26 protein-coding genes and 1 tRNA gene are annotated in these 25,219 nt (G+C 61.1%); 16 read left to right on the forward strand and 11 right to left on the reverse strand.

Translation table 11 applies throughout. From position 1 onward, the window contains the following. Window positions 1-3 precede the first annotated feature (3 nt). The 4 genes from HWV07_RS17610 to HWV07_RS17625 all read right to left on the reverse strand — a co-directional run bounded on the left by HWV07_RS17610 (window position 4) and on the right by HWV07_RS17625 (window position 2,733). Window positions 4-1,260 (reverse strand): RNA-guided endonuclease InsQ/TnpB family protein, encoded by a 1,257-nt coding sequence (locus HWV07_RS17610; RefSeq protein ID WP_178335578.1) that lies wholly within the window; start codon window positions 1,258-1,260, stop codon window positions 4-6. A gap of 231 nt (window positions 1,261-1,491) precedes the next feature. Beyond that, window positions 1,492-1,731 (reverse strand): antitoxin VapB family protein, encoded by a 240-nt coding sequence (locus tag HWV07_RS17615; RefSeq protein ID WP_178335579.1) that lies wholly within the window; start codon window positions 1,729-1,731, stop codon window positions 1,492-1,494. A gap of 66 nt (window positions 1,732-1,797) precedes the next feature. Then, window positions 1,798-1,947, reverse strand: coding sequence for a hypothetical protein (locus tag HWV07_RS17620; RefSeq protein WP_178335580.1), 150 nt, complete (start codon window positions 1,945-1,947; stop codon window positions 1,798-1,800). 63 nt (window positions 1,948-2,010) lie between these two features. Beyond that, the gene (locus tag HWV07_RS17625) at window positions 2,011-2,733 is read right to left on the reverse strand and encodes a profilin-fold protein (RefSeq protein WP_178335581.1); all 723 of its coding nucleotides are present in this window, start codon (window positions 2,731-2,733) and stop codon (window positions 2,011-2,013) included. A 142-nt stretch (window positions 2,734-2,875) separates the two neighbouring features. Between HWV07_RS17625 and HWV07_RS17630 the strand changes: the two genes are divergently transcribed. Next, complete coding sequence (locus HWV07_RS17630; protein WP_178335582.1) at window positions 2,876-3,031, forward strand: hypothetical protein; 156 nt, start codon at window positions 2,876-2,878, stop codon at window positions 3,029-3,031. A gap of 102 nt (window positions 3,032-3,133) precedes the next feature. Further along, window positions 3,134-3,295 (forward strand): hypothetical protein, encoded by a 162-nt coding sequence (locus tag HWV07_RS17635; RefSeq protein ID WP_178335583.1) that lies wholly within the window; start codon window positions 3,134-3,136, stop codon window positions 3,293-3,295. 956 nt (window positions 3,296-4,251) lie between these two features. Here HWV07_RS17635 and HWV07_RS17640 read toward each other — a convergent pair. The 5 genes from HWV07_RS17640 to trmY all read right to left on the reverse strand — a co-directional run bounded on the left by HWV07_RS17640 (window position 4,252) and on the right by trmY (window position 7,634). Next, window positions 4,252-4,740 (reverse strand): type IV pilin domain-containing protein, encoded by a 489-nt coding sequence (locus HWV07_RS17640; protein ID WP_178335584.1) that lies wholly within the window; start codon window positions 4,738-4,740, stop codon window positions 4,252-4,254. A 29-nt stretch (window positions 4,741-4,769) separates the two neighbouring features. Continuing rightward, window positions 4,770-5,249, reverse strand: a complete 480-nt coding sequence (locus HWV07_RS17645; protein ID WP_178335585.1) for a type IV pilin domain-containing protein — start codon at window positions 5,247-5,249, stop codon at window positions 4,770-4,772. An 820-nt stretch (window positions 5,250-6,069) separates the two neighbouring features. Further along, window positions 6,070-6,142 (reverse strand) — tRNA-Pro (locus HWV07_RS17650). Between the two features lie 51 nt (window positions 6,143-6,193). Further along, entirely contained in the window at window positions 6,194-6,958 is a 765-nt protein-coding gene (locus HWV07_RS17655; protein WP_178335586.1) for a DUF7847 domain-containing protein, read from the reverse strand. 79 nt (window positions 6,959-7,037) lie between these two features. Next, window positions 7,038-7,634, reverse strand: a complete 597-nt coding sequence (gene trmY, locus HWV07_RS17660) for a tRNA (pseudouridine(54)-N(1))-methyltransferase TrmY (RefSeq protein WP_178335587.1) — start codon at window positions 7,632-7,634, stop codon at window positions 7,038-7,040. Between the two features lie 173 nt (window positions 7,635-7,807). On the opposite strand from trmY, the gene HWV07_RS17665 reads away from it, so the two are divergent. The 4 genes from HWV07_RS17665 (at window position 7,808) to HWV07_RS17680 (ending at window position 12,377) form a co-directional block, all read left to right on the forward strand. After that, on the forward strand, window positions 7,808-9,136 hold the full coding sequence (locus HWV07_RS17665; RefSeq protein WP_178335588.1) for an ABC1 kinase family protein: 1,329 nt from the start codon (window positions 7,808-7,810) through the stop codon (window positions 9,134-9,136). A gap of 118 nt (window positions 9,137-9,254) precedes the next feature. Continuing rightward, the gene (locus HWV07_RS17670; RefSeq protein WP_178335589.1) at window positions 9,255-11,552 is read left to right on the forward strand and encodes an STT3 domain-containing protein; all 2,298 of its coding nucleotides are present in this window, start codon (window positions 9,255-9,257) and stop codon (window positions 11,550-11,552) included. A 174-nt stretch (window positions 11,553-11,726) separates the two neighbouring features. Next, a complete protein-coding gene (locus tag HWV07_RS17675; protein WP_178335590.1) occupies window positions 11,727-12,044 on the forward strand; it encodes a helix-turn-helix transcriptional regulator in 318 nt (105 codons plus the stop codon). A 3-nt stretch (window positions 12,045-12,047) separates the two neighbouring features. Further along, a complete protein-coding gene (locus HWV07_RS17680) occupies window positions 12,048-12,377 on the forward strand; it encodes a hypothetical protein (protein ID WP_178335591.1) in 330 nt (109 codons plus the stop codon). 24 nt (window positions 12,378-12,401) lie between these two features. Here the strand turns inward: HWV07_RS17680 and aglM are convergent, their stop codons facing one another. Next, window positions 12,402-13,697 (reverse strand): UDP-glucose 6-dehydrogenase AglM, encoded by a 1,296-nt coding sequence (gene aglM, locus HWV07_RS17685; protein WP_178335592.1) that lies wholly within the window; start codon window positions 13,695-13,697, stop codon window positions 12,402-12,404. A 399-nt stretch (window positions 13,698-14,096) separates the two neighbouring features. Here aglM and HWV07_RS17690 point away from each other — a divergent pair, with 399 nt between their 5' ends. From HWV07_RS17690 to HWV07_RS17735, 10 genes are all read left to right on the forward strand, one after another. Further along, window positions 14,097-15,272: an NAD-dependent epimerase/dehydratase family protein gene (locus HWV07_RS17690; protein ID WP_178335593.1), complete on the forward strand. Its 1,176-nt coding sequence runs from the start codon at window positions 14,097-14,099 to the stop codon at window positions 15,270-15,272. Next, window positions 15,265-16,233 (forward strand): NAD-dependent epimerase/dehydratase family protein, encoded by a 969-nt coding sequence (locus tag HWV07_RS17695; RefSeq protein WP_178336094.1) that lies wholly within the window; start codon window positions 15,265-15,267, stop codon window positions 16,231-16,233. The genes HWV07_RS17690 and HWV07_RS17695 overlap by 8 nt, the downstream gene beginning before the upstream one ends. Continuing rightward, window positions 16,230-17,231 (forward strand): NAD-dependent epimerase/dehydratase family protein, encoded by a 1,002-nt coding sequence (locus tag HWV07_RS17700; RefSeq protein ID WP_178335594.1) that lies wholly within the window; start codon window positions 16,230-16,232, stop codon window positions 17,229-17,231. Before HWV07_RS17695 ends, HWV07_RS17700 begins: the two co-directional genes overlap by 4 nt. A gap of 2 nt (window positions 17,232-17,233) precedes the next feature. Further along, on the forward strand, window positions 17,234-18,076 hold the full coding sequence (locus tag HWV07_RS17705) for a TrmB family transcriptional regulator (protein ID WP_178335595.1): 843 nt from the start codon (window positions 17,234-17,236) through the stop codon (window positions 18,074-18,076). A 91-nt stretch (window positions 18,077-18,167) separates the two neighbouring features. Beyond that, a complete protein-coding gene (aglG, locus tag HWV07_RS17710) occupies window positions 18,168-19,097 on the forward strand; it encodes a glucosyl-dolichyl phosphate glucuronosyltransferase (RefSeq protein WP_178335596.1) in 930 nt (309 codons plus the stop codon). Between the two features lie 134 nt (window positions 19,098-19,231). Then, window positions 19,232-20,071: a glycosyltransferase gene (locus tag HWV07_RS17715; RefSeq protein WP_246279792.1), complete on the forward strand. Its 840-nt coding sequence runs from the start codon at window positions 19,232-19,234 to the stop codon at window positions 20,069-20,071. A gap of 22 nt (window positions 20,072-20,093) precedes the next feature. Further along, window positions 20,094-21,449 (forward strand): sulfatase family protein, encoded by a 1,356-nt coding sequence (locus tag HWV07_RS17720; protein ID WP_178335597.1) that lies wholly within the window; start codon window positions 20,094-20,096, stop codon window positions 21,447-21,449. 1 nt (window position 21,450) lies between these two features. Then, window positions 21,451-22,071: a glycosyltransferase family 2 protein gene (locus HWV07_RS17725; protein WP_178335598.1), complete on the forward strand. Its 621-nt coding sequence runs from the start codon at window positions 21,451-21,453 to the stop codon at window positions 22,069-22,071. Continuing rightward, complete coding sequence (locus tag HWV07_RS17730) at window positions 22,014-22,403, forward strand: hypothetical protein (protein ID WP_178335599.1); 390 nt, start codon at window positions 22,014-22,016, stop codon at window positions 22,401-22,403. The genes HWV07_RS17725 and HWV07_RS17730 overlap by 58 nt, the downstream gene beginning before the upstream one ends. A gap of 95 nt (window positions 22,404-22,498) precedes the next feature. Further along, window positions 22,499-23,911: an oligosaccharide flippase family protein gene (locus HWV07_RS17735; RefSeq protein ID WP_178335600.1), complete on the forward strand. Its 1,413-nt coding sequence runs from the start codon at window positions 22,499-22,501 to the stop codon at window positions 23,909-23,911. Window positions 23,912-23,928: 17 nt separating this feature from the next. Here the strand turns inward: HWV07_RS17735 and HWV07_RS17740 are convergent, their stop codons facing one another. Continuing rightward, entirely contained in the window at window positions 23,929-25,029 is a 1,101-nt protein-coding gene (locus tag HWV07_RS17740; RefSeq protein ID WP_178335601.1) for a PLP-dependent cysteine synthase family protein, read from the reverse strand. Window positions 25,030-25,219 lie beyond the last annotated feature (190 nt).

Here is a 25,219-nt window from a genome sequence, read left to right on the forward strand (position 1 = left end):
CCCCTAAAGGGGTGGGCTTGTCAGTGGACTCCCGCTCTGACCACCAGTATCAGTGGCAGGCGTAAACTCGCCGTTCGCGTGCAGCGTCCCTGACTTCAGGGCCACCTGACAGTCGGCCCCTCCAGGGCCAGACGTGTGCCAGTCCTGGAGGAATCGCCACGCGATGTTCCGCGCGGCATTGTAATCGGCATGTAGTTCCTTCCCGCAGTCCATGCACTCGAACTCGTCGCCGTCACGGTTGTTCTCGTGGGTGAATCCGCACGTCGAGTGACTGCACCGCTGACTCGTATAGGCGGGGTCGACCGTCTCCACCAGGACCCCGTACTCTTCGGCCTTGTACTCAGTGTACTGCTGAATCAACCGGAACGCCCATTGCTGGAACTTCGAAGCGTTCGAAATCCGATCACGGATGGCAGATAAGTCTTCGAAGGCGATTCCAGCACAGTCGTGGCGACGAGCTTCCTGCACGATGGCTTTCGAGACGCAATGGAGATAGTCGTCGCTCCATCTGGCAAACCGGTCACCGATGCTCTGTATAGTTAGATGAGATGACCGAGTGCCAGTCTGCTGGAGACGACCACGCCGCCGTTCGTACTCGCGACGCTTGTGGTTCAGATAATCGGCCTTGCCGAGGAACTGGCCCGTACTGGTAACGGCCAGAAAGCCGTCAACGTTGAGGTCGACGCCGAGAACCACTCCGTTCTCGACTGTCGACACGTCCGTCTCCGGCTCCTTCTCTATGGCAATATGAAGGTAGTACTCACCGTTCCGCTTGTGCAGCGTCGCTTCCTTACGCTCCCACTCCTCGCGATTCCAGTAATCCTCAAACGGTGTACCGGTCTTGTCTTCGGGCATGACGTAGTCGGCGCGAACACGCCCTTCGACAGTAGCAAGCGTGCAGTGATCTTCGCTGTACGTGATGGTGCGGTCGCCGTAGACGATGACCGACCCGCGGAACGTGGGTTTGCTCGCCGTGCCACCCTCGAACAGTCGGTCTTGACAGTTCAATAGAGCTTCGGCAGCGAGCCGCCGCGCCGATTGAACGTGATTCGAGTGGAGATCGGTCTGAGCGCGTACCTCGTCGTAGGTGGCAGCGTTGAGGTCACGTTGGTTAGTGATGATATCGCGTGGGTCGTCGGCCCATCCGTGATCCGCAACGTACTGGGCAGCTTCGCGGAACTGCTCGAACGTTGCATCAAGCACGCTGTGAGCGTCCGCTGGCACGTCGAGTTTCACCTGGATGTTCCGGACGACCGTCACACCGCCCGTTGGCTGCGTTATCGTACATAAAGGTTGGACCGGGACCGAGGAGTCGGCCTTGCGAGCACCAAGAGACGTTGTACTGGAGCGGACGTGCTTCCTCCCACGGCTGAAGCCGTGGGTTTCCGCGCTGCGGTTTTATGAATCGTTTGTCCTCATTGTTTAAGAGGTACTCAGCGGCTTCGTCGACACCATCTAGATAATCGATGAGGAAAGATGCGTCCAGGACTTTCATCCGTCGGATTCGAGTCGTTCCGTTCGTTCCTTCGATTGGCGTTTGTGTTCACGTCGAGCTTCTCGAACCCGATCCGCATGGTCGTCGGACCACCGTCCGAAGCCAGCTAGGAAATCCCGATTATCGTCTAGGACACGCTCGAGTACATCATTGAACGACTCCCCTTCTCGGCGTCGTCGTTCCAATTCGCGCTTGACCGCGCTGCTCACGCGGATCTGCTCGTCTGCTGTAGCCATCGCTTTCGTTGACGTTGGCGTTGACAGGATTTAGGAATTGTGCCCTTGCCGGCCGAAAAATGGTGATTAGTCGTCGTCCGCTTCCAGCAGGTCGACGTCGACCTCCCGCTCGTCCTGTGCGAACGACGGGTCCTCGTCCGACTCGAGGTTCTCTTCGTCGGTGGTTTCTGGTTCGCTCCACCGTTCTCGGGCCGCATCACGGGTGTGGTGGCACATGCGGTAACACCTCATAGGAAATTGTGTCTGGAAAGGCAAAACCTTCCCGACCAGTTCCCTGTCTCAGAGGTCGATCTGCTGGAGGTCGAGTTCGAGTTCCGCGACGTGGTCGTTGTAGGCCTCGACGAAGCCGCCGAACTTGGGGGCGTACTCGCGGACGTCGGCCGCCGAGGGTGGGCCGTACTGGGAGACGAGGTAGACGCCATTGGAGCCGCCCGCCCGGAGGTAGGAGACACCGTCGGTGTCCCACTTCAGCTCCCAGCGCGTGGAGTCGACCCGGGAGGCGAAGGTGCCGTAGTCGGTGCCCTCGTAGCGACGGAGCTCGCCGGCCATCGTCGCGCAGGCCGAGTCGACCCGCTCGAGGATGCGGTCGCGTTCGGCGACGACACCGTCGGTGGCCTCGACCGCGGGGAACTCGCCGCCGACGTCGTCGAGCATGCCGTCCAGCGAGCGGACGTGGTCGTTGTACGCTTTGACGAACGCCTCGTAGTCGGACAGTGCCTCTGCTAATGGTTCGGGGTCGGCAGCCTGCTTCGAGGAGACGACGTAGGTCTCGCCGCCGCCGCGCGGCGCGAACCGGAGGTAATCGAGGTCGCCGGCCTCGTACTTGAGCGTCCACTCGCCGGCGTCGGTCTTGAACGCCCGCTGGCCGTAGTCGCCGCCCTCGACGCGCGCGAGGTCGTAGGCGATCTGGCCGGCGTGGTCCCGGACGGCCGCCAGGAGGTCGTCGCGTCGATCCGCGACGACCGAGACGTCTTCGAGGTCGAGTTCCCGCAGTGCTTCCATTACTGAATGGAGGACGCCAAGGTAGATAACCCACACGTCTGAGAGATTACTGTGACACCTGGTAGAGCTTACTGGTAAACAAGTGAACGTAATTTGAACAACAACATACAAGTCGGAGTGTGCCGCACGTCTGACAACTCCCATGGCATCGATCGCAACAATCTTCCGACGGTTCGGCCGGAGGCGCCCCGAGACGGTCTGTGAGTGCAGGCGGTGCGGGACGACAGTCGAGACCACCGAGGAGGAATGCCCGGTGTGTGATTCCGCGGAGATTGCCACCTACCAGATCACCCACTGACGGTAGTGTCAATTCGACTGAAAACGGTCGTGTTGGGCGCCCTACACGAGCTCTAAGATATTAGGCCGCGGAAATAACCCGGTCTGGGTTGCACGGATGGATATGCGATGCAACCACTGTGGCGCCCCCGATGGGACAGACCAGCGGGTGAACTTCGAGAGCAAACGACTCTGTAAACTCACGCTCTGTGAGGAGTGCGTCCGCGACTTCCAGCAAGACAACTCCGTCGTCGCCGTCACGCCCGCGATCGCCCGCGGGGTCTAGACTCGGCGTTAGGGACGGCTATGGTCCGTTGCGGTAGAAGATGGGCTGTTGGTAAGATTGTAGAGATGGGTGTGTCGGTTATGCTGATTGAGCGGGCGTTAGGTGGTGTTGTTCTTTCGAGGGTCGGTTAGGTGCTGGATAGCCTCAATGCAGGCGATGTAAATCGTCAAAAAGCCCCTCGGATTGCGTCTTTGTTGTTGACGGGCGCTCGCTCAGGTCAACCAGTGATTTGCGGGAGTGGTTGATTCGATGTTCTTTTATCTGGATGCGCTCGTCGGCCGTGTCTTCGCGTACAATGGCGCGGAGTTGGACATAGGTTGCGCGAACCGGTGACGAAATCTCGTTGTGCGAACGGAGGGTACCGCGGGAACTGCATCTCGTTTTCGGACTGACTGTTCCTAACGTCAGTCCAGGTATGGAGGACACAGCTGAGCATGCTGGTGTCTTGTCGTGGAATCCATTCACCAGAGCATTCGTCTTCGTTTCGTGTCCGCCTGAGCGGGATGACCGCTGCTTGTCCGATTGCTCGGAGCTGTTAGATTCCAGCTTCTTCTGCGACGAAGGCAGCGACCCAGTTGTCGTTGATTGACTCCAAGGCGAGGATTTAGGTGGCGAGTCGATTGAGTGCACGGGCTGTATCCTATTGCCAGTCGTCGATAATCCAGTCGTTGTCGATGGCTGTCTGGAGGCCGTAGTACGCGTCAGATTTGCCATCGATGTCTACCACCCCCGGACGTGTACACGGGAGAGGTCTAGTGCGGTATGACGGCCTGGAATTTCTGTCGTGGGTGGTAAGCGCAGTAGTATTGGACGCGCCGGTAGTCTTGCAAGCACTCCCAGGATTGGCGTAGCCGTGTGTTGTAAGTGCGTGCTACCTCGCCGACGACGATAGAGGGTTCTGTTGGGTCAATGAGCTTCACCGAAAGAAAGCGTCGGGGCCGCGTTAAGTGCGGTGGTTAGTTGCGGCTCCAGGTGCGGAGCGTCGAGGACTGATCGCTGTCTGCGTCCTGCCAGACAACGCGAACTTCGGCGTCCTCAGGAGCGATGCCATTGTCACCATCGCTAGCGTCCCAATGATATTGGTCTCCCTCGGCACTACTTCGAACCGTAACGTCAGTGCCTGCTCGAACGGAACTGCTGGCGTCGTAACCGTCGACTGTTTCAGCGAACGTCCCAGGGTTGGAGACGTCGCCCATGACCGCGACTTCGCCGGCATTGATGCCTTGACCACCTTCGTGCGTGATGGTGAGGATGTCTTCGGTTGACCCGTCATTGAAGTCGAAGCTGAACTGTGCGTTGGGTGCGGTCGTCTGGACCTGATCGCCGAGACCGAGGACGAACGTCCCGATGACGGCCGCCAGGATTACGGTTATCGCGACCATGAGGATGACGCCGATAACGGGCGAAACAGCATCCTCGTCGTTGAGTAATTCTCTGAGATTCATTGAAAATTTTGGTGCTGCAATCCTAGTAGTTACTGCTTCGTCCAGGTGCGGAGCGTGGAGGACTGCTCACTGTCGCTGTCCTGCCAGACGACACGGACTTCGGTACCCTGATCGACATCGCCGTCACTGGGATTCGCACTAGAAGCCCAATCAAGGCCTGTTCCGTCATTATCGACCGTTACGCTATCGCCTGCGCGGATGGTCGAGTCAGAGGATCCCCATTCATGTGGGGATTCGACGTCGCCACGGATGATGAGTTCGTTCCCAGCAATTCCGTCACCGCCGGCGTGCGTGATGTCGAGCTGGGGGTTATCACCACTAGCACTGTTGTCTGCACTGTAGTCGAAGCTGAACTGTGCGTTAGGTGCCGTGGTCTGTACCTGGTCGCCGAGACCGAGGACGAACGTCCCGATGACGGCAGCCAGAATGACGGTAATCGCGACCATCAGGATGACGCCGATGACGGGCGAAACTGCGTCGTTGTCGTTGAGTAGTTGTTTCAGTTGCATTGTTGTGTCCTGTATCGAGCGCCCAGCTGAGGCGCGACAGAAGTGGCGAGGTGTCGAGCGAGTGCCCGAGGGGAACGCCGGGGTATCTGTCGCGGTGTCGCGAGCGCTTACTCTGGTCGTGGCTAGGTAACTACTTAATAATCCTATGCGATTCAGATGCTGAGTCTGACCACTAGGGAGTATAAAAACGAGTGGACGACCCAGGGCGGATCGTCCTGCTCGCGACACACCGCGACGCTCACGTCGTTGCGTTGAGTCGACGGTTCCCCGAGCGCACGCGGACAAGACTCTATAGTGAAGACAGGGGTATAAATCGAATGGCCGGTATTCGCGTACAGCTATCGCAGCTGGAAGAAGCCTACACATATCCGTCTGTGCTATGCGAACACATCGAATACTGGTACAGTAGTAGAATTTGGCTCCGTATCAGACAACGGTGATGTCTGTACCGCAGTCCGTACATTCCGTACTGGTGGTCTCGTCGGGTGTCCAGGGAAACCACTGTTCGGTGCCACAGGTCGGACAGCTGGCGTAACGAGTGCCGACCCTGATAGCGTGCTCGACTATTTCCTCGGGGACAGCTTCCGGTGTCGGGGTCGGCCGTTCCTCGCGTGGAATCCAGTCGGGGAACCCTGGGCTCTGAGTCATGACTACCCGCAGCGTAGGAAATGAGGGGTGAATATCTTCTGGTCGATTCAGCCTATCCAGCCAGCGTCCGTATCCAGGCTGACAAGCTGGAAGCAGAGGGTTGGAGAGTAACTGAAACTCTGCGATTAGAAGCTACGCACTGCTGGTCGTCGAGTACGAAGATGGGGTGAAGTGGGCCGGCACGAATTTGAATCGTGGTTACGGCCACCCGAAGGCCGAAGGATACCAAGCTACCCCACCGGCCCGCAGGCGTATCCACGCCGTGGCTAACTTTAAGGGTTGTGATACGACCCGATTCAGATTGCAGTACCCGTCGTGTCGGGCGTTTCTGTACCGCCCGAGCCGCCGATCTCCTCGTCGTCGCGAAGCTGGACGTACGCGTCCGCGAGGATGCCATACGAGACGATGGAGACGATCGAGATGACCGCGAGATTGACGATCTGGCCGATCACGGGGTCGACGATGGTGAATATCGACGACACACCACCGACGATGCCGACGGTGACGACGACGATGAGCCCGAGTGCGAACAGGCTCCACCGATTGCCGCTGACCAGTTGCCAGCTACGGCTCAGCGAGTCGATGGCGCGGCGGTCCTCGACGCCGATCGCGAAGACGACGAAGATCAAGCTCACCGCAAGGAATATCCCCGGAATGAACAGGAGGATGAACCCGATCGTGATGGCGATCTGCGTGATGATGTTCGCGCCGATCGCTGAGATCGTCGCCCGGCCGATACGACGGGTGAACAGTTCGGAGGGCAGCGACGAGAGTTTGGCTTGATCGCGCGTCAACGCCCGCACGGCGACGATGTAGAAGACGATGCCGAAGAGCATCCCGAGGAGAGTGATGGCACCGGCGACCGCTGGCGGTACAGGCAGTGCCAGGCCGAACTGCTCGGAGCCCTGCGCTTCCTTTGGCAGGAACTCGAGCATGACTGTGTTCATCGCGCCCATGAACACGAGCATGTACGCGAACATCAGGGCCATCAGGACGCCACCACTCTTCGTGAGCGACCGCCGAATGCCGTCGCCGATCGCGTCGCCTATCTGGAGGGTCATATCACTTACTCCGACCGTGGCTGACATAAAATGAGGTGTTGAACTGTGCCAATCAAGTGTCTAATATGGGGGTGGAGGTTCAGTACTGGGCGAATCCGACCGTATCGAGGTAGTTGTGGGCGACCGTTATCGCATGGTCTCCATGGAGCGCCTTTGGCCCGAGAGAGACGCGTTCGTCGGCGTACGCTGCCAGGAGGTCCGCCTCATCGGCCGTGAAGTCGTGGTGGTCCGAGAGGACGAACGCAGGGTTCTCAGGCGGATCGACGTCGACAACCGGATCGCCCTCCTCGTGAAGTTCGACGAGGGTGGCGTCTTCAGCGACGGTCTCGATCGTCGATTCGAAGTCCCCCTTGCCGAGGTAGACGCCCGGCGAGGGGTTGGCCTCCATCGCGCCGATAGCCTCCTCGCGGACCTCGAGAGCGCCGCGAATCAACGCTGCCGTCGATCGCTCGTCGGGATTGAGTCGTCTGAGCTCCGAGCCCTCGAAACGGACGACGTACTCGTCGTCGAGGACGAGGTGAACGCGGACGCTCTCGCGGAGGTCATGTGAGAGGAAGAAGGCGCTGTTGACACACCGGCAGAGGACGTCGAGGCGACCGGCGCCCGGCAGGTCCTCGAGCGATATCTCGTCGGGGGTCGTCGGCGCGTCGTGGCCGACGACGACGAACTGGCGCATACCGCGAGTTCGATGGACACCGCATTACCGCTGTCGGAACTATGCGACTGGCTGGTAGAATGCATACTAGATAGGGCAGTCGAGTCCCGATGTTGTGTGGTCTGCTAACCGACTCAAATAACGCCTCTGATGCGATGCTGAACGCACACGTGTTGCACACCCATGTATGGGGTATGGATTACGGTCCCCGCGACCTCGTCGACGACGCTCGCCGAAGCCTCGATATCGCCGCAACGTCCCTCCCCGTCGTAGCTGGCATCGCCCGCGATCAGCGCCGCTCGACGTCGAGCGCCCAGCGCACCAAGCGTGCACGCCAACTCCGAGCCGCCCTCGTCGATCTCGGACCGGCGTTCGTGAAGCTTGGCCAGACCATGTCGACGCGACCCGACCTCCTCCCAGCTGAGTACGTCCGGGTCCTCGAGACCTTGCAGGACGACATCGAGCCCGCGCCGTGGGAGGACGCCAAGGAGGTCGTCGAGGCGGAACTCGGCCCCGTTGAGGACCGCTTCGACGACTTCGAGACAGAGCCGTTGAGTGGGGCTAGTCTCGGGCAGGTGTATCGGGCGACCGTCGATGGCGACGATGTCGCCGTCAAGGTTCGTCGCCCCGACCTCGAGGAGCGAGTGCTCCGTGACCTTCGGATCATCGAGACCGTCGTGCCGCTGGCGACACACCTTCTCGATGAAGGACGGGCCTTCTCCCTGGAGACGCTCGTCGAACAGTACGGCGAGACGCTCCGCGAGGAGATGGACTACGAGCGCGAAGCTGAGCTGATGACCGAGATCGGAGAGCGATTCGCCGCCGACGAACGCGTCCGCATCCCCGAGGTCGTCGGCTCCCACTCCACACGCCGCGTGCTGACAATGGAGTACGTCGACGGGACGAAGATCACCGACGTCGAGGCGCTCAACGACCAGGGCATCGACCGACCTGAACTCGCGCGGACGCTCCGGTCGGTGTATCTCGAGATGACGCTGTTGGACGGCGTCTTCCACGCCGACCCCCACCCTGGCAACCTCGCGGTCAAGGACGACGGTACGCTGGTCTTCTACGACTTCGGGATGAGCGACCGCCTCGACGAGGACCTCCGGCAGCACATCGTCGATCTCTTCGTCGCGGTCGGCCGGACCAACGTCGATGGCGTCCTGGATGCGCTGGTCGATCTCGGGACGCTCCATCCGGGCGCTGCCGACGACGGCCGCGAGGAGTTGCGGGAGGTGATCGACCTCTTCGTCGAGCGGTCGCGTGGTGGCGACGTCGACGTCGACCGACTCGACGCACTGCTCGAGGATTTGGAGGCGACCGTCTATGAGATGCCGTTCCGGCTGCCCGCGGACCTGGCGTTGATTCTGCGCGTAACGGCGCTCGCCGATGGCGTCGCGAACACGCTCGATGACGACCACGACTTCTTCAGTATCGTCGCGGACTTCCTCGCTGACAACGACTTCGTCGACGAAGCCGAGGCCCAACGTGCCGTCGAGCAAGGCGCACAGTTCAACTGAGGCAGGAACCCCCTAGGTCGAATCCACGGCATTGGATCGGGGGACGGCTCGCCGTATCGGCGCGACAGTCCGATTCGAGGACGGTGTTTTTATCGCCCGCGCCTCGGCAAGGGGTGGTATGGATGCCCGCGACGTGCGCGAGTTGCTCGACGAACGCCCGGACCTCGAACGTGCCCTCGAGGAGGTCCGGGCGGTCGATGCGAACCAGGAGACGTGGACTTTCAATGACGTCGATGTTGATTCGGGCGCGTTCGGCGAACTCGTCGGCGAGGGTGTCGTCGAGTCCGTCGGCGACGAGTACCGAGTCGCGGACCCCTCGGCCGTCGACCGGGCACTCGAGGGGGACGTCACCGACCAGTCGACCGAACGGGATGGCATCGATCTCTCCCTACCTACGGTCGACCGGAATGCAGCTCTGGCCCTCGTCGCGCTGCTTGTACTAACCATCGTGTTCCGTGCGAGCACGTACGGGTCGGTCTTCCGTGACCGCGTCGTCTACTCCGGGAACGACCCGTATTTCTACGTGTATCTCGTCGAGCAGTCCCTCGCGAACGGCTGGTCGCTCGGTGAGCTTCCGAGACAGATGTTGACCGGCGAACCGCTCACGTTCGTCGTGATGCTACTCGCCAGCGAGTTTGCAGGCGGCCTCGGAAGCCATCGAGCCATCCTGGCGTGGCTACCTGTCATCGCCGCCGTGGCGACCGCACTCGCACTCTACGGGCTCGCCCGGGCGGTGAGCCACGACCGACGTATCGCGCTCGCCAGCGTCCTCGTACTCGCGACACTGCCGATTCACGTCCTGCGCACGTCGCTGGGCTTCGTCGACCACCACGCCTTCGATTACTTCTGGATTGTTCTGGCTGCGTGGGGACTCGTGGGAACGATGGGTCTCGACTCGCTGGGCGTCGACCATCGGACCATCCGATCGATTGGATTGCTCGCTGCCGGGGTAGCTGGTGGGGTCCTCGCGTGGTGGGCCGGGTCGCTACTGCTGTTCCCGATCGCTATCGCCGTCGTCGTTGCCGGCACGCTCGCAGTCCGCGACGATACGGCGTTCGTGGCTCCGGGTATCGCTACGGGATTGGGGGTCGGACTCGGCGCTGCCATCGTCGTTCTGGCACACGTCGCCTTTGGGTGGCACGAGCCAGTTATCGTCGGCGTCCCTGTCGCCGTGGCCATCGGTGTTGTCGGCGTGGTCGCCGCGACATATGCGTGGCGCCGTGCCGAACTCCCAGCCTGGGCGTTCCCGACGACAGGCGTTGGCGGGATCGCTATCGTTGCTGCTGGCGTGTACTTCCTCGCGCCCGACGCGTGGGCGCGCGTCTCGTCACAGGTCTCGCGACTGTTCTCGGACGAGGAGATCGTCGAGATGCACTCGCTGTTCGGCGCGACGACGATGGGCTGGCTCGTCTTGTTTGGGCTGCTGTTGCTCGTGGTCATCCCTGCGATGCTGTGGGGCGCCTACAGGGCGTATCGTGGTGATCGCCGGTGGCTGGTCGCGAGCAGTTACGCGTGGTTCATGCTGTTCCTCGCTGCCGTGCAATCCCGGTATGCTGGTGAGTTCGCGCCCTTCGCCGCCCTGTTCGGTGGCTTCGCGATCCTCGTGTTCGCCGAGCGCGTCGATGCCGCAGGCCTTCCAGTGCCGCTCGGGGGCGTCCACGAGTCCATCTCGCTGCCGGACCGCGACGTTGCTATGCGACTCGGGTTCGTCGTCCTCCTCGTCTGTGGCCTCTCGGCGATTCTGGCGCCGATCAGCGCCAACAACGTTGCAATCCCTGAAGAGCAGTACGAGACTGCTGCGTTCATCGAAGGACACGCTACAGAAACGGGGACCGAGTACCCGCAATCGTACGTGTTCAGTCCGTGGTCGTGGAACCGGATGTACAACTACCACGTCAATGGTGAGGCCCAATCGTACGCCTATGCCCAGCAGTTCTATCGCCCGTTCACGCAGCTGCAATCCCCCGAGCAGGCCTATCAGATGATACAGCGGGGTCGTTCGGATGGCGCCTATCTCGTCACCGAGCCAGTCCCGGGTGATCCGGACATCCCCGAGGCGTCGATGCAGTCGCGGCTCCACGATCGCTACGGCAGTCGTGGGAGCGGTGTCGAGGGGCTTGGCCACTACCGGGCGCTGTATGCCAGCCCCAGCGGCGACTACAAAGCGTTCCGCGTGGTCGATGGGGCGACCATCCAGGGCAATGCGACTGCCGGCGAACCTGTATTGTTACGTACGGACGTGGATATCTCAGGTGATTCGTTCACCTACGAGCGACAGACCACGGCTGGTGAGAACGGCCGATTCAACGTGACCGTCCCTTACCCCGGCGAGTACGAACTCGAAGGAGCTGGTGCAGAGACGGTGACGATAGACGAGAGTGCGGTCCAGAATGGGGGGAATATTAGCCTGTCGTAGCAATTCAGGAACTCCGGATTCAGGGAACCTATGCGATACCAGTATAGTCACCTGTGGTACCGGTAGTCGTTCCCTCAGCGCTCCGGATGATCGTCCCGATGCTGGTTTGAAAGTCACTATTGCCGTAGGTGGGCAGCCATCAATCTTATTGCAAGCTATTACATTATATTACCTATGCCTATTAGCATCGACAACTTCGAAGACGTCCCAGGGGACATACTCGACATCAAGGAGGGGACACAGCCCTATCGCATCCTCCAGTTTCTCTCCCAACACGATGCTCAGGCGTTCACCCAAACGGAAATCCACGAGGCGACCGATATCAAGCGCGGCAGTGTCGGCGCCGCGCTGTCACGCCTAGAAGATCGCGGGCTTGTCCGCCACCGGGGACGATACTGGGCTATCGCTGAGGACGACCGACTGGCCTCTTATGCGGCCCAGACACAGGCGAGCTCGATTTCGACCACTGATGATTACTATGGAGAAGAATAGCGGATGCAATACGACCGTGGCACGGTGGTGAAAGGGCCTGACCTGTTTGCCGATCACGATTACCGCCCGTATGTACAGCTCAGCGACGAATCTCATCCATTCAGCGATGAGGAGGCCCTCTACACCGCTGTTACCTCAACCCCGCGTGACGCTGCTATTCCGCTTACCGACAACCACTTCACGTCCGGTAATCTCCCGCGAGAGAGCTACGTGAATCCTTGGACACTCGTTTCGATTCGTCTCGCCGATATCGAACGAGAAGAGGGCCGTCTCCAAGAGGATATCACGAGAACAATTGCAATCGAGGCTGCCAGCTACCTCGGTGTTAATTAGGCGTGTAGCAGAAATCTTCCTACCTCACCAGGTCAACCCTTCGTAGGTGAGGCCCTCACGCCGAGACACGATTCGCCGCCCGTCGACGACGACAGGGTCGGCCATCGCGTCGAATTCGTCGTCGAGGTCGGCGAACTCTGGCCAGTCGGTGACGAACGCGGCCGCGTGCGCGTCGTCGAGAGCCTCGGCTGCCGACTCCACGTATTCGACGTCAGGATATTCCTCGGCCATCACGTCCGCCGCGAGTGGGTCGTAGGCAACGACATCTGCCCCGCGGTCCTGTAGCCCTTCGATGACCGGTTTCGCGCGTGACCCGCGGATGTCGTCCGTCCCCGGCTTGAACGCCAGGCCCATCACCGCAACTCGCTTGCCGTCGACATCGGCGTGGTCGTCGAGGAGGGCAAGGAGACGCTGGGGCTGGACCTCGTTGATCTCGATTGCTGCCTCGACCATCGCAGGAGAGTAATCTTCCTCGTTTGCAGCTGAGACGAGTGCTGCGGTGTCTTTTGGGAAGCACGAACCCCCCCACCCTACCCCGGACTGGAGGAACTTCGCACCGATGCGGTCGTCGAGGCCGATGGCGTCGGCGACCTCGTAGGTGTCGACGCCGAACTCCTTGCAGACGTTCCCGAGGTCGTTTATGAGGCTGATCTTCGCCGCCAGGAACGTGTTGTTGGCGTACTTGATCATCGCCGCCTCCTTGCGACCCGTCTCGACCGTGGGGACGTCCCAGTCGGTGATGAGCGGTTCGTAGAGTTCGGCGAGGCGGTCGAGCGCTTGGCCGTCGTCCTCGGTCCCGACGACGATTTTGTCGGGGTTCATGAAGTCGTCGACAGCGCTGCCTTCACGCTGGAACTCGGGGTTGACCGCGATGCCGATATCTTCACCGGCGACCTTACCCGAGGCGTCCTCGATGGTGGGAACGAGTTCTTCCTCGATGACGTTCGGCAGGACGGTTGACTTCACAACGACGAGGTGGTAGCCGTCTTTGTCGGCGATGGCTTCACCGACGTCCTCCGCGGCGGCGAGCAGTGCAGTCGGGTCGATAGACCCATCTTCACGGGCTGGTGTCTCGACGGCGAGGAACGTGAGATCCGTATCGACGGCCGCTGCGTGGTCCGTCGTCGCCTGTAGACTAGTGCCCGCGTACGCAGAGACCAGGGGGTCAAGGCCGGGTTCGTGGATGGTGGTCTCGCCCTCGTTGAGACGGTCGACCGTCTCCTCGTCGATGTCGATGGCCGTGACATCGTGACCGAGGTCTGCAAGACAGGCCGCGAGCGTGGTGCCGACGTACCCGCTCCCGACGACGCTGACGTTCATAGCGACTCATTTCGGCCGGGAGGATTTGAGACTTCGGCTCTGCTGCAGTCGTAGTAGAAGTGTAGAAATCCGGTGTTGAGACACCAGAACGAAGAGACCCGAGAAGTCTTATTCGGACGCTCGCTGGTCGGAGAGGTGTTCCCAGACTTCGGCGCACCCACAGCCGTCCTCCACGTCCTTCAGGTGCTCGTCGTCTCGGTCGTCCGCGTCGTCAGAGGATCGATAGTTGCTGGCCATTCTCTCAATCTGTGAGTAACTGTTACTACATACTGATACAAAACTCTTCGGTTGCCACAGACTGCGATTTGTCACTCCCCCAGAAACCTTGCATTGAACCCGTAGGTGGAGGTTGAGTCATGGGAAGGTTTTTACTTCCGCTTACTCATTACCTGAGTAACTGTGTCAATCGTAGTTACCGGTGCCGACGGGTACCTCGGATGGCCGACCGCACTTCGCATCGCCGACGGGACCGACGAGCGCGTCGTCCTCGTCGACAACTTCGCGCGCCGAGAGTGGGTCGAATCAGTCGGCTCGACGAGCGCCGTCCCGATCGGCAGCATCGACGAGCGAATCGAAGCCGCCGAGGAGGTCCACGACCTCTCGAACCTCTCGTTCGTCGAAGCCGACCTCACCGAGCGTGCGGCCGTCGACGAGCTCCTGTCCGTCCACGAACCTTCGGTCGTCGTCCACACGGCGGCCCAGCCCTCGGCGCCGTACTCCCAGATCAACGGCGAGCGCGCGAACTATACCCAGCACAACAACCTCCAGGCGACGCGGAACCTGCTGTGGGGGCTCCACGAACACGACCTCTCGGACACCCACTTCATCGAGACGACCACCACGGGTGTCTACGGCGCTCCCGAGTTCCCCATCCCGGAAGGCGGTGCGACCATGGAGAACCAGGGCGAGCGCGACGAGGTCCCGTTCCCGGCGATGGCTGGCAGCTGGTATCACCTCACCAAAAGCCACGACGCGGCGAACATGCGGCTCGCACACAAGCAGTTCGACCTCCCGATCTCCGACGTCCGGACCGCCATCATCTACGGGACCGAGACCGAGGAGACTTCTGCCGACGATCGACTGGCGACGCGCTTCGACTTCGACTACTACTTCGGCGTCGTCGCCCACCGCTTCTGCGCGCAGGCCATCGCCGGCTACCCGATGACGGTCTACGGGAAGGGCGAGCAGCGCAAGCCGTTCATCGCGCTCGAGGACGCCGTCGAGGGCCTCGCACAGCTCGCGCTCTCGGAGACCGACTCCCGTCCCGACGACCACGTCGTCTACAACCAGGTCACGCGCGCGATTAGCATCGTCGAGGTCGCCGAGACCATCGCGGACGTCTCCGACGAGTACGACCTCGACGTCGAGGTCGAACACTTCGAGAACCCCCGCGAAGAGGACGAGACCCACAAGATGGAGATGGAGCACGACCGCTACGATGATCTCATCGGCGGGCAGTCCACGACGTTCGAGGAGGGTGTCCGGAGCATCCTCGGGACCCTCGTCGACCACGAGGACCGAATCACCGCCCGCGAGGATCGCTTCCTCCCGGGCGTCCTGACCGATGATGAGTGACGACGGGCTTCGCGTTCTGGTCACAGGTGGCTGCGGGTACATCGGCAGTGCGCTGATTCCCCAGCTTCTCGACGACGACCAGGTCGGCGAGGTCGTCGTCGTCGACTCGTTGATTGATGGTTCCCCCCGGAACCTCGCGGGCTGTCTCGGCGACGACCTCCGGTTCCGTCGCGGCGACGTCCGGGTGTACGGTGACGTCGAGAGTGCGACGCGGAACATCGACCGCATCGTCCACCTCGCGGCGATCACCGGCGCCGATTCAACACACGACCGACGAGGAGAGACGTTCGCCGTCAACCAGGACGGCACGGAGAACGTTCTCACGGCCGCCCGGAAGTTCGACGTCGAGACGATCGTCTTCGCTTCCTCGTGTAACAACTACGGGCGGGCGGCCAGCACGGATATCGACGAGGAGACCGAACAGAACCCGCTGAACCCCTACGCGGAGTCGAAGGTCGAATCCGAGGAGTTGCTTCAGGAGGCTGTCGACGAACACGGCATTGACGCTACTGCACTCCGGATGAGCACGGTCTATGGGTGGTCACCAGGGATTCGATTCAACCTCGTGGTGAACCACTTTGTGTTCCGGGCGCTGACCGACCGACCGCTGACCGTTTACGGTGACGGGAGCAACTGGCGACCGTTCATCCACGTACAGGACGCCGCTCGGGCGTACGCGAGTGCCGTCCTGGAACCCGATGAGTGGCCTGAGTTCGTCTATAACGTCGGTTCGAACGAGGGGAACTACCGCATCTCAGAGATTGCTGAGATTGTCCGCGAGGAACTCGACTATGAGCTTGACATTACCTACCTCGAGGACGAGCATCCAGGGCCGTCCTATCACGTGAACTTCGATCGGCTCTCGGAGACCGGCTTCGAGACGGAATGGACGCTTCGTGAGGGAATCCAGGACGTGGCCGAACAGATGGCTCGGAAAAATAGAGAGATGATCGAAACATGACGGACACAGCAACCGAACGTTACGACGGGAGTGGTACACCAAAAATCGCGGTAACGGGAGCCGCTGGCTACATCGGCAGCCGGGTAGTGGATCGCCTGCAGGCGACGCATCCCGATTGGGAGATAACCGCTCTGGACAACTTCTATCTCGGCAAGGTCGACTCAATTGGTGACGTCAACATCCAGCACGTCGACATCCGCAACAGACACCGCCTGGAAGAAGCGATTGAAGGTGCGGACGTCGTCCTTCACCTGGCCGCGGTGAGTGGGGTCGACGACTGTGAGGAGCACGCTGATCTCGCCTACGAGGTGAACGTCACCGGGACAAACAACGTGGCCTGGTTCTGTCGTCGGACGGGCGCGGCGCTGACGTTCCCGTTCAGCATGGCCGTTTTGGGTGACCCCGAGTCGTTCCCTATCACTGTCGACCTGCCACGGCAGCCGATGAACTGGTATGGGCGAACGAAGTACATCAGCGAACGGTCCATCGAGACGTTCGCTAAGGGATCGTTCCCCGCCCACCAGCTGATGAAGTCGAATCTCTACGGCGAACACGAGATCAATGGGACGGCCGTCTCGAAGTCGACGGTGATCAACTTCTTCGTCAGCCGTGTGGAAGCCGGAGAGCCCCTGACGGTATACGAACCAGGGTCGCAGTCGCGGAACTTCATCCATGTCAAGGACGTTGCCCGGTCGTACGTCCGGAGTGCAGAGCGTCTGCTCGACCAGCTTGAGGCCGGCGAGACGGGGTCGGCGGCATACGAAATTGCCGGTACGGAAGATCCATCGGTGATGGAGGTCGCCCAGAAGGTCCAGCGCATCGCTGGTGAGGAACTCGGTGAAGAACCGGAGGTGAAGCTCGTCGAGAATCCCCGGGCTGCTGAGACGAACGTCGAGGACTTCACCGTCGACATCTCGAAGGCGAAGTCGGAACTCGGGTGGGAGCCGACCCACACGGTCGAGGAGTCCATCCGAGACCTGCTTCAGCGGCGGGCCTGACAATGGATCCGAATCGCGAACCGACCGACCTTTTGCAGGAACTCGACCTCAAGGAGTATGAGGCGAAGGCCCTGGCTCGGTTGTTGCGCTCCGGGCGAACCACGGCGCCCGATATCGCCGAGGCAACCGGTATCCCGAATGCCCGCATCTACGGCGTGCTCGATTCGCTGGCCGACCGCGGCTTCATCGAGGTCATCCCCGGGCGGCCGAAGCACTATCAGCCGAAGGCACCCGGGGAGATCCTCGACCGGGCGAAGGAGAACCGCCGCCAGCAGTTCGAGGATTTCCGCGGCGAGGTCGACGAGATGCGTCCAGGCTTCCTTGAGGTGTTCGAGCCGATGTACGAGCAGGCCGAGGAGGCCGTCTCCCCGATCTCCGAGCTGTTCCACGTCGTCGACGTCGGCGAGCCCAGCGAGACCGAGACGCGACGTCTCTATCGCATCGCCGACGACAGTGTCTACGTCATCACCAACAGCTTCGCGTACTTCGATGATGTAGAGCCTGCCGTCGCGAACGCGCTGGAGGAGGGTATCGACGTCTCGGTGCTCTTTTTGAATCCCGAGCTACTACCAGAGGAGAACGTACCTCACCAGGAGGCCATCGTCGAGCGGATCGAATCGGAGTATCCGGCTATCGACTTCCGGTTCAGCGAGGAGGTGCTGCCGTGGCGCGGGACGTTCGTCGACCCGAGTATGGACTACGGCTCCGGACAAGCGATCTTCCTCGTCGAAGAGACCGACGTTCCCGATTACAAGCGCCAGGCCGCGATCACGGAGAACGGGTCGTTCGTCGCGGGGATGAAACGCTACTTCGATCTGATCTGGGAGTACGAGAGCTTCGAGTAGCCCGCCAACTTGAGGCAGAAGTGTCCTCTCTGTAGACTGCGGGAATAGGATACAAAAAAGCCCATATCCCTCATCGTTGTAACAGTCGCCAATGCGAGTTTCGGTGGTGCTCTGTGAGCATTCGATGGAGCGGTACGACGATTTCACCGAAGCTGCGAATGCTGTTCTCTCGCAAACGTACGACGACGTCGAACTCGTGGTCGTCATCGACGGCAACGAGACCGTCTACGAGCGGGCTCTCGAGGACTTCGACGACCGGAATGACGTCATCGTCGAGTGTAACGATGAGAACGTGGGGTTGCTGACGAGCCGCAACCGCGGGGCAGAGTTAGCAACTGGCGACGTGGTGGCTTTCATCGACGACGATGCGGTCCCGGCCGGCGACTGGATTGAACTGCTCGTCGAAGGCTACGAGCAACGGGACGCTCTCGCCGTCGGCGGGAAGATGACGCCCCGCTGGGTGGCTGGGAAGCCGTCGTATCTCCCTGCTGAATTCTACTGGTTGGTCGGCGTCACCCAGCGCGGCTTCGCGGACGGGCCGTGTGAGGTCCGGAACACCTTCGGGTCCAACATCTCGTTTCGTCGTGACGTCTTCCTCGAGTTGGGTGGTTTCGAGAGCGACGTAGGCGGTCGGCAAGGTGATGCCAACCTCCAGGGTGGTGAGACGGAACTCTGTGCCCGATTACAGGCCGAGTACGGCGAGGGCGTCTGGTACATCCCGGACGCGGAGGTCGAACACAAGGTCTTCGCGTACCGCACGGAGGTGGGGTGGCTCCTCAATCGAGCCTTCTGGCAGGGGTACTCCAAACGTGGGATGGAAGTGTTCGTCGATGAGTCGACCGATGAGGAGTTCGACTTCCTCGGCCAGTTGGTGACCGAGTTCGTCCCAGCCCGGACGAAGGAGCTGGTGGACGCACCCTCCATCGAGAAGGCACTGCAGTTCGTGATGATGTTCGTCTTCACCGCGCTGGTCGGCTTCGGGTACCTCTATGGGCTCGTCAAGTGGCGTGGCCAACCATGACGCGGGTTCTCTGGCTCACGCCGAACAAACCCGGGAACATCAGCGTCGGCCGAGAACGAATCACCTCGCATCTCGAGGACAACGGCATCGATGTCACGCTCCGGGCCGGTGACAGAGCGACGCTGCGGGAGCAGGTGACGAGCGACGAGCACTACGATGTCGTCATCGGGACGACCCGTGCTGGTGCTATCGTCGGGACAGCTGTCTCGATCGCGAAGGGCATCCCGCTGGTCGTCGATCACGTCGATCCCATCCGTCAGTTCTACGAGACGGAGTCGGGACCGCTGCCGCACATCGTCGAGCGCCTCGAGAACCTTGCGTTCCGACGTGCAGCGCATGTCCTCTATGTCTATCCCGAGGAGGAATCCCGGCTTCGAACGCGTGCGGACTCGTACTCGATGACCGACCTCGGCGTCGACTATCAGCGGTTCGCCGAACCGTCAGAGGATGCCATTGCAACCGCCCGTGACCGGATCGGCGATATTGAAGACAACGTGGCCGTGTACGTCGGTGGGCTCGAACCGATCTATCGTATCGAGGCGATGCTCGAGGCCGTCGAGCATCTTGATAATTGGACGTTGCTCGTCGCCGGGACGGGATCGCTGGAGTCGGAGGTCGAGACTGCAGCCGACCAGTCGGCGTCGATCCGGTATCTCGGGACGGTTCCCCACGAGGACGTCCCGGGATATCTCTCGCTGTCGGACGTGGGAATCGCGCTGGTCGACGACCCGCACACACTGAAGGTGTTGGAGTATGGCGCGGCCGGACTGCCGGTCGTCCAGTTGGCTGGCCGGGCCGAGTCGCGGTTCGGTGGCCTGGTGACCTACACGGATCCGGGCCCGGAGGCGATTCCCGAGGCGATTCGAGAAGCGGGTCGGTCAGAGACTGGCGAAGCTCTGCGAACGTACGTCCGACACTTCGACTGGGGTCGCATCGCCGAGCAGTACGCTCGAGCTATCACAACCGTGAAATAGCGGCCGCAGGCATACTTCGCTTATGAGGGATGTCCTGCTGGTCACGATCGATTCGCTCCGTGCAGATCACCTCCACTGCATGGGCTACGACCGGGAGACGACCCCGGAGATAGACGCGCTGGCCGATGACGGACACCTGTTCGAGGAGACGTACGCACACGCCTGCAGTACCCGCCCGTCGTTCCCGTCGATCCTCTCTTCCTCGCACGCGCTCAACCACGGTGGGTTCGAGCGGATGACCGAGGGCCGAACGATGCTCGCCGAAGTCTTCGATGACGCCGGGTACGATACCGCCGGCTTCCACTCGAACCTCTATCTCAGTGCGGACTTCGATTACGACCGCGGGTTCGACACGTTTTACGACTCGAAGACGGACCCCTCGGCGACTGCGCGACTCCGCCAGTTCGTCAAGGACAATCTCGACCAGAATGGCGCCATCTATCAGTTCCTCGCGTCGGCGTTCGATACCGCCGAGCGACAGGCTGGCGTGAACATCGGCTCCGCCTACGAGTCGGCTGACGATACCACCGACCGTGCGCTGGAATGGGTCGAGGAGACCGAGGACGCCGAGTCGCGGTTCCTCTGGGTTCATTACATGGACGTTCACCACCCATACGTCCCGCCCGAGCGATACCAACGGGAGTTCCGGGACGACCCCATCTCTGAGACCGAGTCGATCAAGCTTCGCCGGAAGATGATCGAGGAGCCGGAGAACGTGACCGAGGCGGAGCGGCAGGACATCATCGATCTGTACGACGCGGAGATCCGGTTCAACGACGCCGAGATCGGCCGTCTCGTCAGTGGAATCCGAGGCGCGTGGGGTGATGATCCACTCATCGCAGTCACGGCTGACCACGGCGAGGAGTTCCAGGACCACGGCCGGTTCAGCCACTACGCCACGTTCTACGACGAGGTACTGCACGTCCCGCTCGTCCTCGCGGGCGTCGATGGGTCGGGCCGCCATGACGACCTCGTCGGCCTGCAGGACGTTCCAGCGACGCTCGTCGACTACGCGGGTCTCGAGCAGCCAGAGGCCTTCGATGGCTACTCACTACGGTCGTTGCTTGAGGACGACGACTGGCCACGTACCCACATCGTCGCTGACTGGGGGAACCGCGAGGACGAACAGCGGTTTGCCTACCGGGATCACGAGTGGAAGCTCATCCAGCGCAACTCCGGTGACGAACTCTACCACCTCACCGACGACCCTGAGGAACGGCAGAACGTCTTCGACGAGCATCCCGAGGTCGTCGAACGGTTGAGCGAGGTGCTCGACGAACACAAACAGGCGGTCCGAGCGAACTCTGAGTCGATGGTCGAGGCCGACATGGACGAGGACGTCAAAGAGCGGCTCCGGGATCTCGGCTACGCGGAGTAAGATGGCCGATACGGACGCCCCACTCGTCAGCGTCGTCATCCCGACCTACGGCCGACCGGAGCTGGTGACCGGCGCCGTCGAGACGGTTCGAGAGCAGACCTACGAGTCCATCGAGCTCGTCCTCGTCGACGACTGCTCACCGGAGCCGATCGAACCTCGAATCCGCGAGATGGACCTGGATACGTTCGAGGACGTGCGTGTCCTTCGCCACGACGACAACCAGGGGGCAGCTGCAGCCAGAGCCACGGGTATCGAAGCCGCCACGGGCGAGTTCATCGCGTTCCTCGATGACGATGATCGCTGGGCACCGGAGAAACTACGGACGCAGGTCGAAGCCATCCGGGTATGGGGCGAGAACGCCGGTGTCGCATACACCGGAATGCGGTACGTCGATGCGGACGGCGAGACGAAACGTGAGCACGTCCCGACCGAATCCGGCGATCTCACGAAGACGTTGCTCTGTCGGAACGTCGTCGGTTCGTACTCGACGGTGCTCGTGAGGGCCGAGGCCATCGAGGAGGTCGGCCTCCCGGATTCACGCTTCCCGAGCTGGCAGGACATGGAGTGGTACGTCCGTCTCTCTCCCAGAACTGGGCGTTCGTCGCCGTCGACGAATCGCTGACGGTCATCCAGCAGGCCGACCACGAACAGATCAGCGACGATTTCTCGACGATTCGCGACGAAGCGTATCCACTGTTTCTCGAGAAATATCGCCCACTCGCTGCTGAATACGGTCGCGTATTCGAACGCAAGATGCTGGCGTGGGCGGCCTTCAGAGTCGGCGCATACAACGCGCTGCGGACGGGGCATTTTGCGGACGCGCGTCGCTTCCTGTTTCGCGCGGTTCGGCTCTATCCGTTCGAATTCACGTTCTGGCTGTATCTTGGTGTCGCCCTCGGTGGAAAGCCACTGTACACGGCTGGAAGACGGGTCAAGCGAGCGCTACTTGATTGATCGTGGCAGACGATCCGTGAGCCCCGAAAAGATGAGAGGGACTAAATAACGCCGCATCGCACTGCCACACACTCTCTCTGAGCGGTCCCCTAGTTATGAGGCTTGGACAGATATCGTTCGTCAACTTCGTCTCGAAGATCGTCACCTCCGTTGGCGGCTTCGTTGCGACCGTCGTCATCACCCAGCTGTTGGGCTCGGGTGTCTTCGGGACGTACGCACTCATCATCGCGGTTGTCATCTGGCTGAAGACGATCGCCGTGATGGGGGTTCGCTCCGCGGTCATCAAACGGGCGAGTGAAACCGGCGAAACGAGCGAATACGTCGTCGCTGGCGCTGGCATCCTCGTTGCAATTCTCCTGTTCCTCTCCGCAGTGTTGGTCACTGCGCAGGGCTACGTCGACTCATACATCGGGACGACTGCGACGTACAGCATCATCGCGCTGACGTGGTCGGTCTCGCTGCTGTCGCTCGCGACCGGCGTCCTTCACGGACAGCATCTCGTCCACTACGCAGCTCTCTTGCGGCCGGTGGATATCGGTATTCGAAGCGTCGTCCAGATTGCGGCTGTCGTCTTGGGATTCAGCCTCGGCGGCATCCTCTTCGGCTATGGGCTGGGCGCGATCATCGCAGCGTTCATCGGCCTGGTCTATATCGTCGATCTCACACCGAAACGCCCCGACCGGGAGCATTTTGACGACCTGTTCGGCTACGCCAAATTCGCATGGCTGGGGACGCTCAGCTCACGAACCTTCACCAGCATGGACACGATCGTCCTGGGACTCTTCGTCTCCGTCAATCTCATCGGCATCTACGAGGTCTCGTGGAACCTGGCGTCGCTACTCGCCGTCTTCGGCGCCGTGCTTGGTCAGACGCTCTTTCCCGAGTTCAGCAAGCTCTCGAGTGCAGGCAACGCCGAGGAGGTGCGGTCACTCCTCGAGAAGAGTATCGCGTTCTCCGGACTGTTCCTGATCCCTGGCCTCGTGGGTGCCGTCATCATCGGTGATCTGGTCCTGTACGTCTACGGCAACGAGTTCCCCAGAGGCCACTACATCTTGGTGTTGCTCGTCCTCTCGCGACTCGTCTACAACTACGCCGACCAGTTGCTCACCGTCCTGAACGGCATCGATCGCCCGGACCTGGCGTTCCGGGCGAACGCTGCATTCGTCGTCGTGAACCTGTCGCTCAACCTCGTGTTGGTGTACCTCTACGGATGGTACGGCGCCGCTGTCGCGACCGTTGTCTCAGCCGTGGCTGCGCTGGTGATCTCGTATCGACACGTGCGAGCGATTATCGACGGTGTCCCCATCCCGGGTGGCGAACTCGCCCGGCAGGCCGTTGCAGCGGGCATGATGAGTGTCGTGGTGTATATCCCGCGGCAGTTCCTCCCGGATATCTTCGCTGTCGGTGTCGCACTCACCGTCTTGGGGGCAACGGTATACTTCGTCTCGTTGTTCGGCCTCTCGAGTGGATTCCGGACGACCGTGGCCGATAATCTCCCCGTCCTCTGAAACAGGATCGTCGTCGCCTACCAGCCGTCGACTTCGTGGAAGTACTGTTCGGCTCCGTCGTGGATGAACGTGACCACGTTGGCGTCGTCGTCTTCCTGCGTGATGGCTTGGGCGACCTCCATCGCGGCACCCGAACTCGGTCCCATCAACATTCCGTTGTCGGCTGCCTCGTGCTTCGCTCGTGAGACCGCGATCGAGTCCGAGACCGACCGGATGTCGTCCATCACGTCGAGATTCGCGGACGCCGAGACACGCCACTGCCCGAGGCCTTCGACATCAACGTTGTAGTCGCCCAGTTCTTCGTCGTGGAATTCTCGAGAGATGTTCGAGTCCTCGCCGTCGACGCCGACGATCTGGATGTGCGGTGCGACCTCCTTGAAGTATTCAGCCACGCCCGTCAGGAGACCGCACGTTCCCATCGCGCCGACGATGTGGGTGACGTCGTCGTTCTTGATCTGTTGGTACAACTCGGGGCCCGTCCACTCGTAGTGGATGTGGCGATTCAGGGGGCGTCCGTACTGGTTGAGATACACCGCGTCGTGCTCTTGGGCGTAGCGCTCGGCCACTGTCTGGTAGTAGTAGTCGTGTTCGTGGCCGACGTCCGGCGTCGTCACGATCTCGGCGCCGAGGGCTTTCACGAACCCGACCTTCACCGGTGAGGTCGTCTCGCGCATGACGATGGTACAGGGGTGGTCGAGCCGATTCGCTGCGAGTGCGACCGCGCCGGCCGTGTTGCCAGAGCTCGCCTCAACGATACGTTGTCCGGGTTCGAGCTCGCCCATCTGGCGGAGTCCGAGGATCATCCCGGGACCGATGCGGTCCTTATGTGAGAGCGTCGGGTTCTCCCGCTCTACCTTGGCGACGATCTGTTCGTTCTCCGGGTGTGCCACCAGTGGCGTGTTCCCGATCTCTCGGAGAATCGGGTCCTCTTGGATTTCGTCGAATGGAATCCCCTCCTTCTCCTCAAGGGTTACGAACGTTTGGCTGAGATCGTCTTCTGGATTTCGGGTTGCTTTCGAGCCCTCTTCTCCATATTCCGTCGTGTACTCTACAGCTTTAGAACTATCAATATCGACAGGGGAGTTTTCAAATGCCTCATCATTCGTATCGTCTGTCATTACCCTGGAGTAGTCGTCCGAACTGTAAATAGGTACTCCCGATTCCAGATGGATTCAGGCGCTGAAATGCTATAGAGACCGTTGAGAGCGGGTGTACAGGGACCAAAGGAGGAGCCGACCTAATTTCAACGACTTTCTCTATTTCAATCGGGGATAGGATTGTCCGGAGACTACAGCGGCTTCGTAGATG

It is taken from the genome of Natronomonas salina, assembly GCF_013391105.1.
GTDB lineage: Archaea > Halobacteriota > Halobacteria > Halobacteriales > Haloarculaceae > Natronomonas > Natronomonas salina.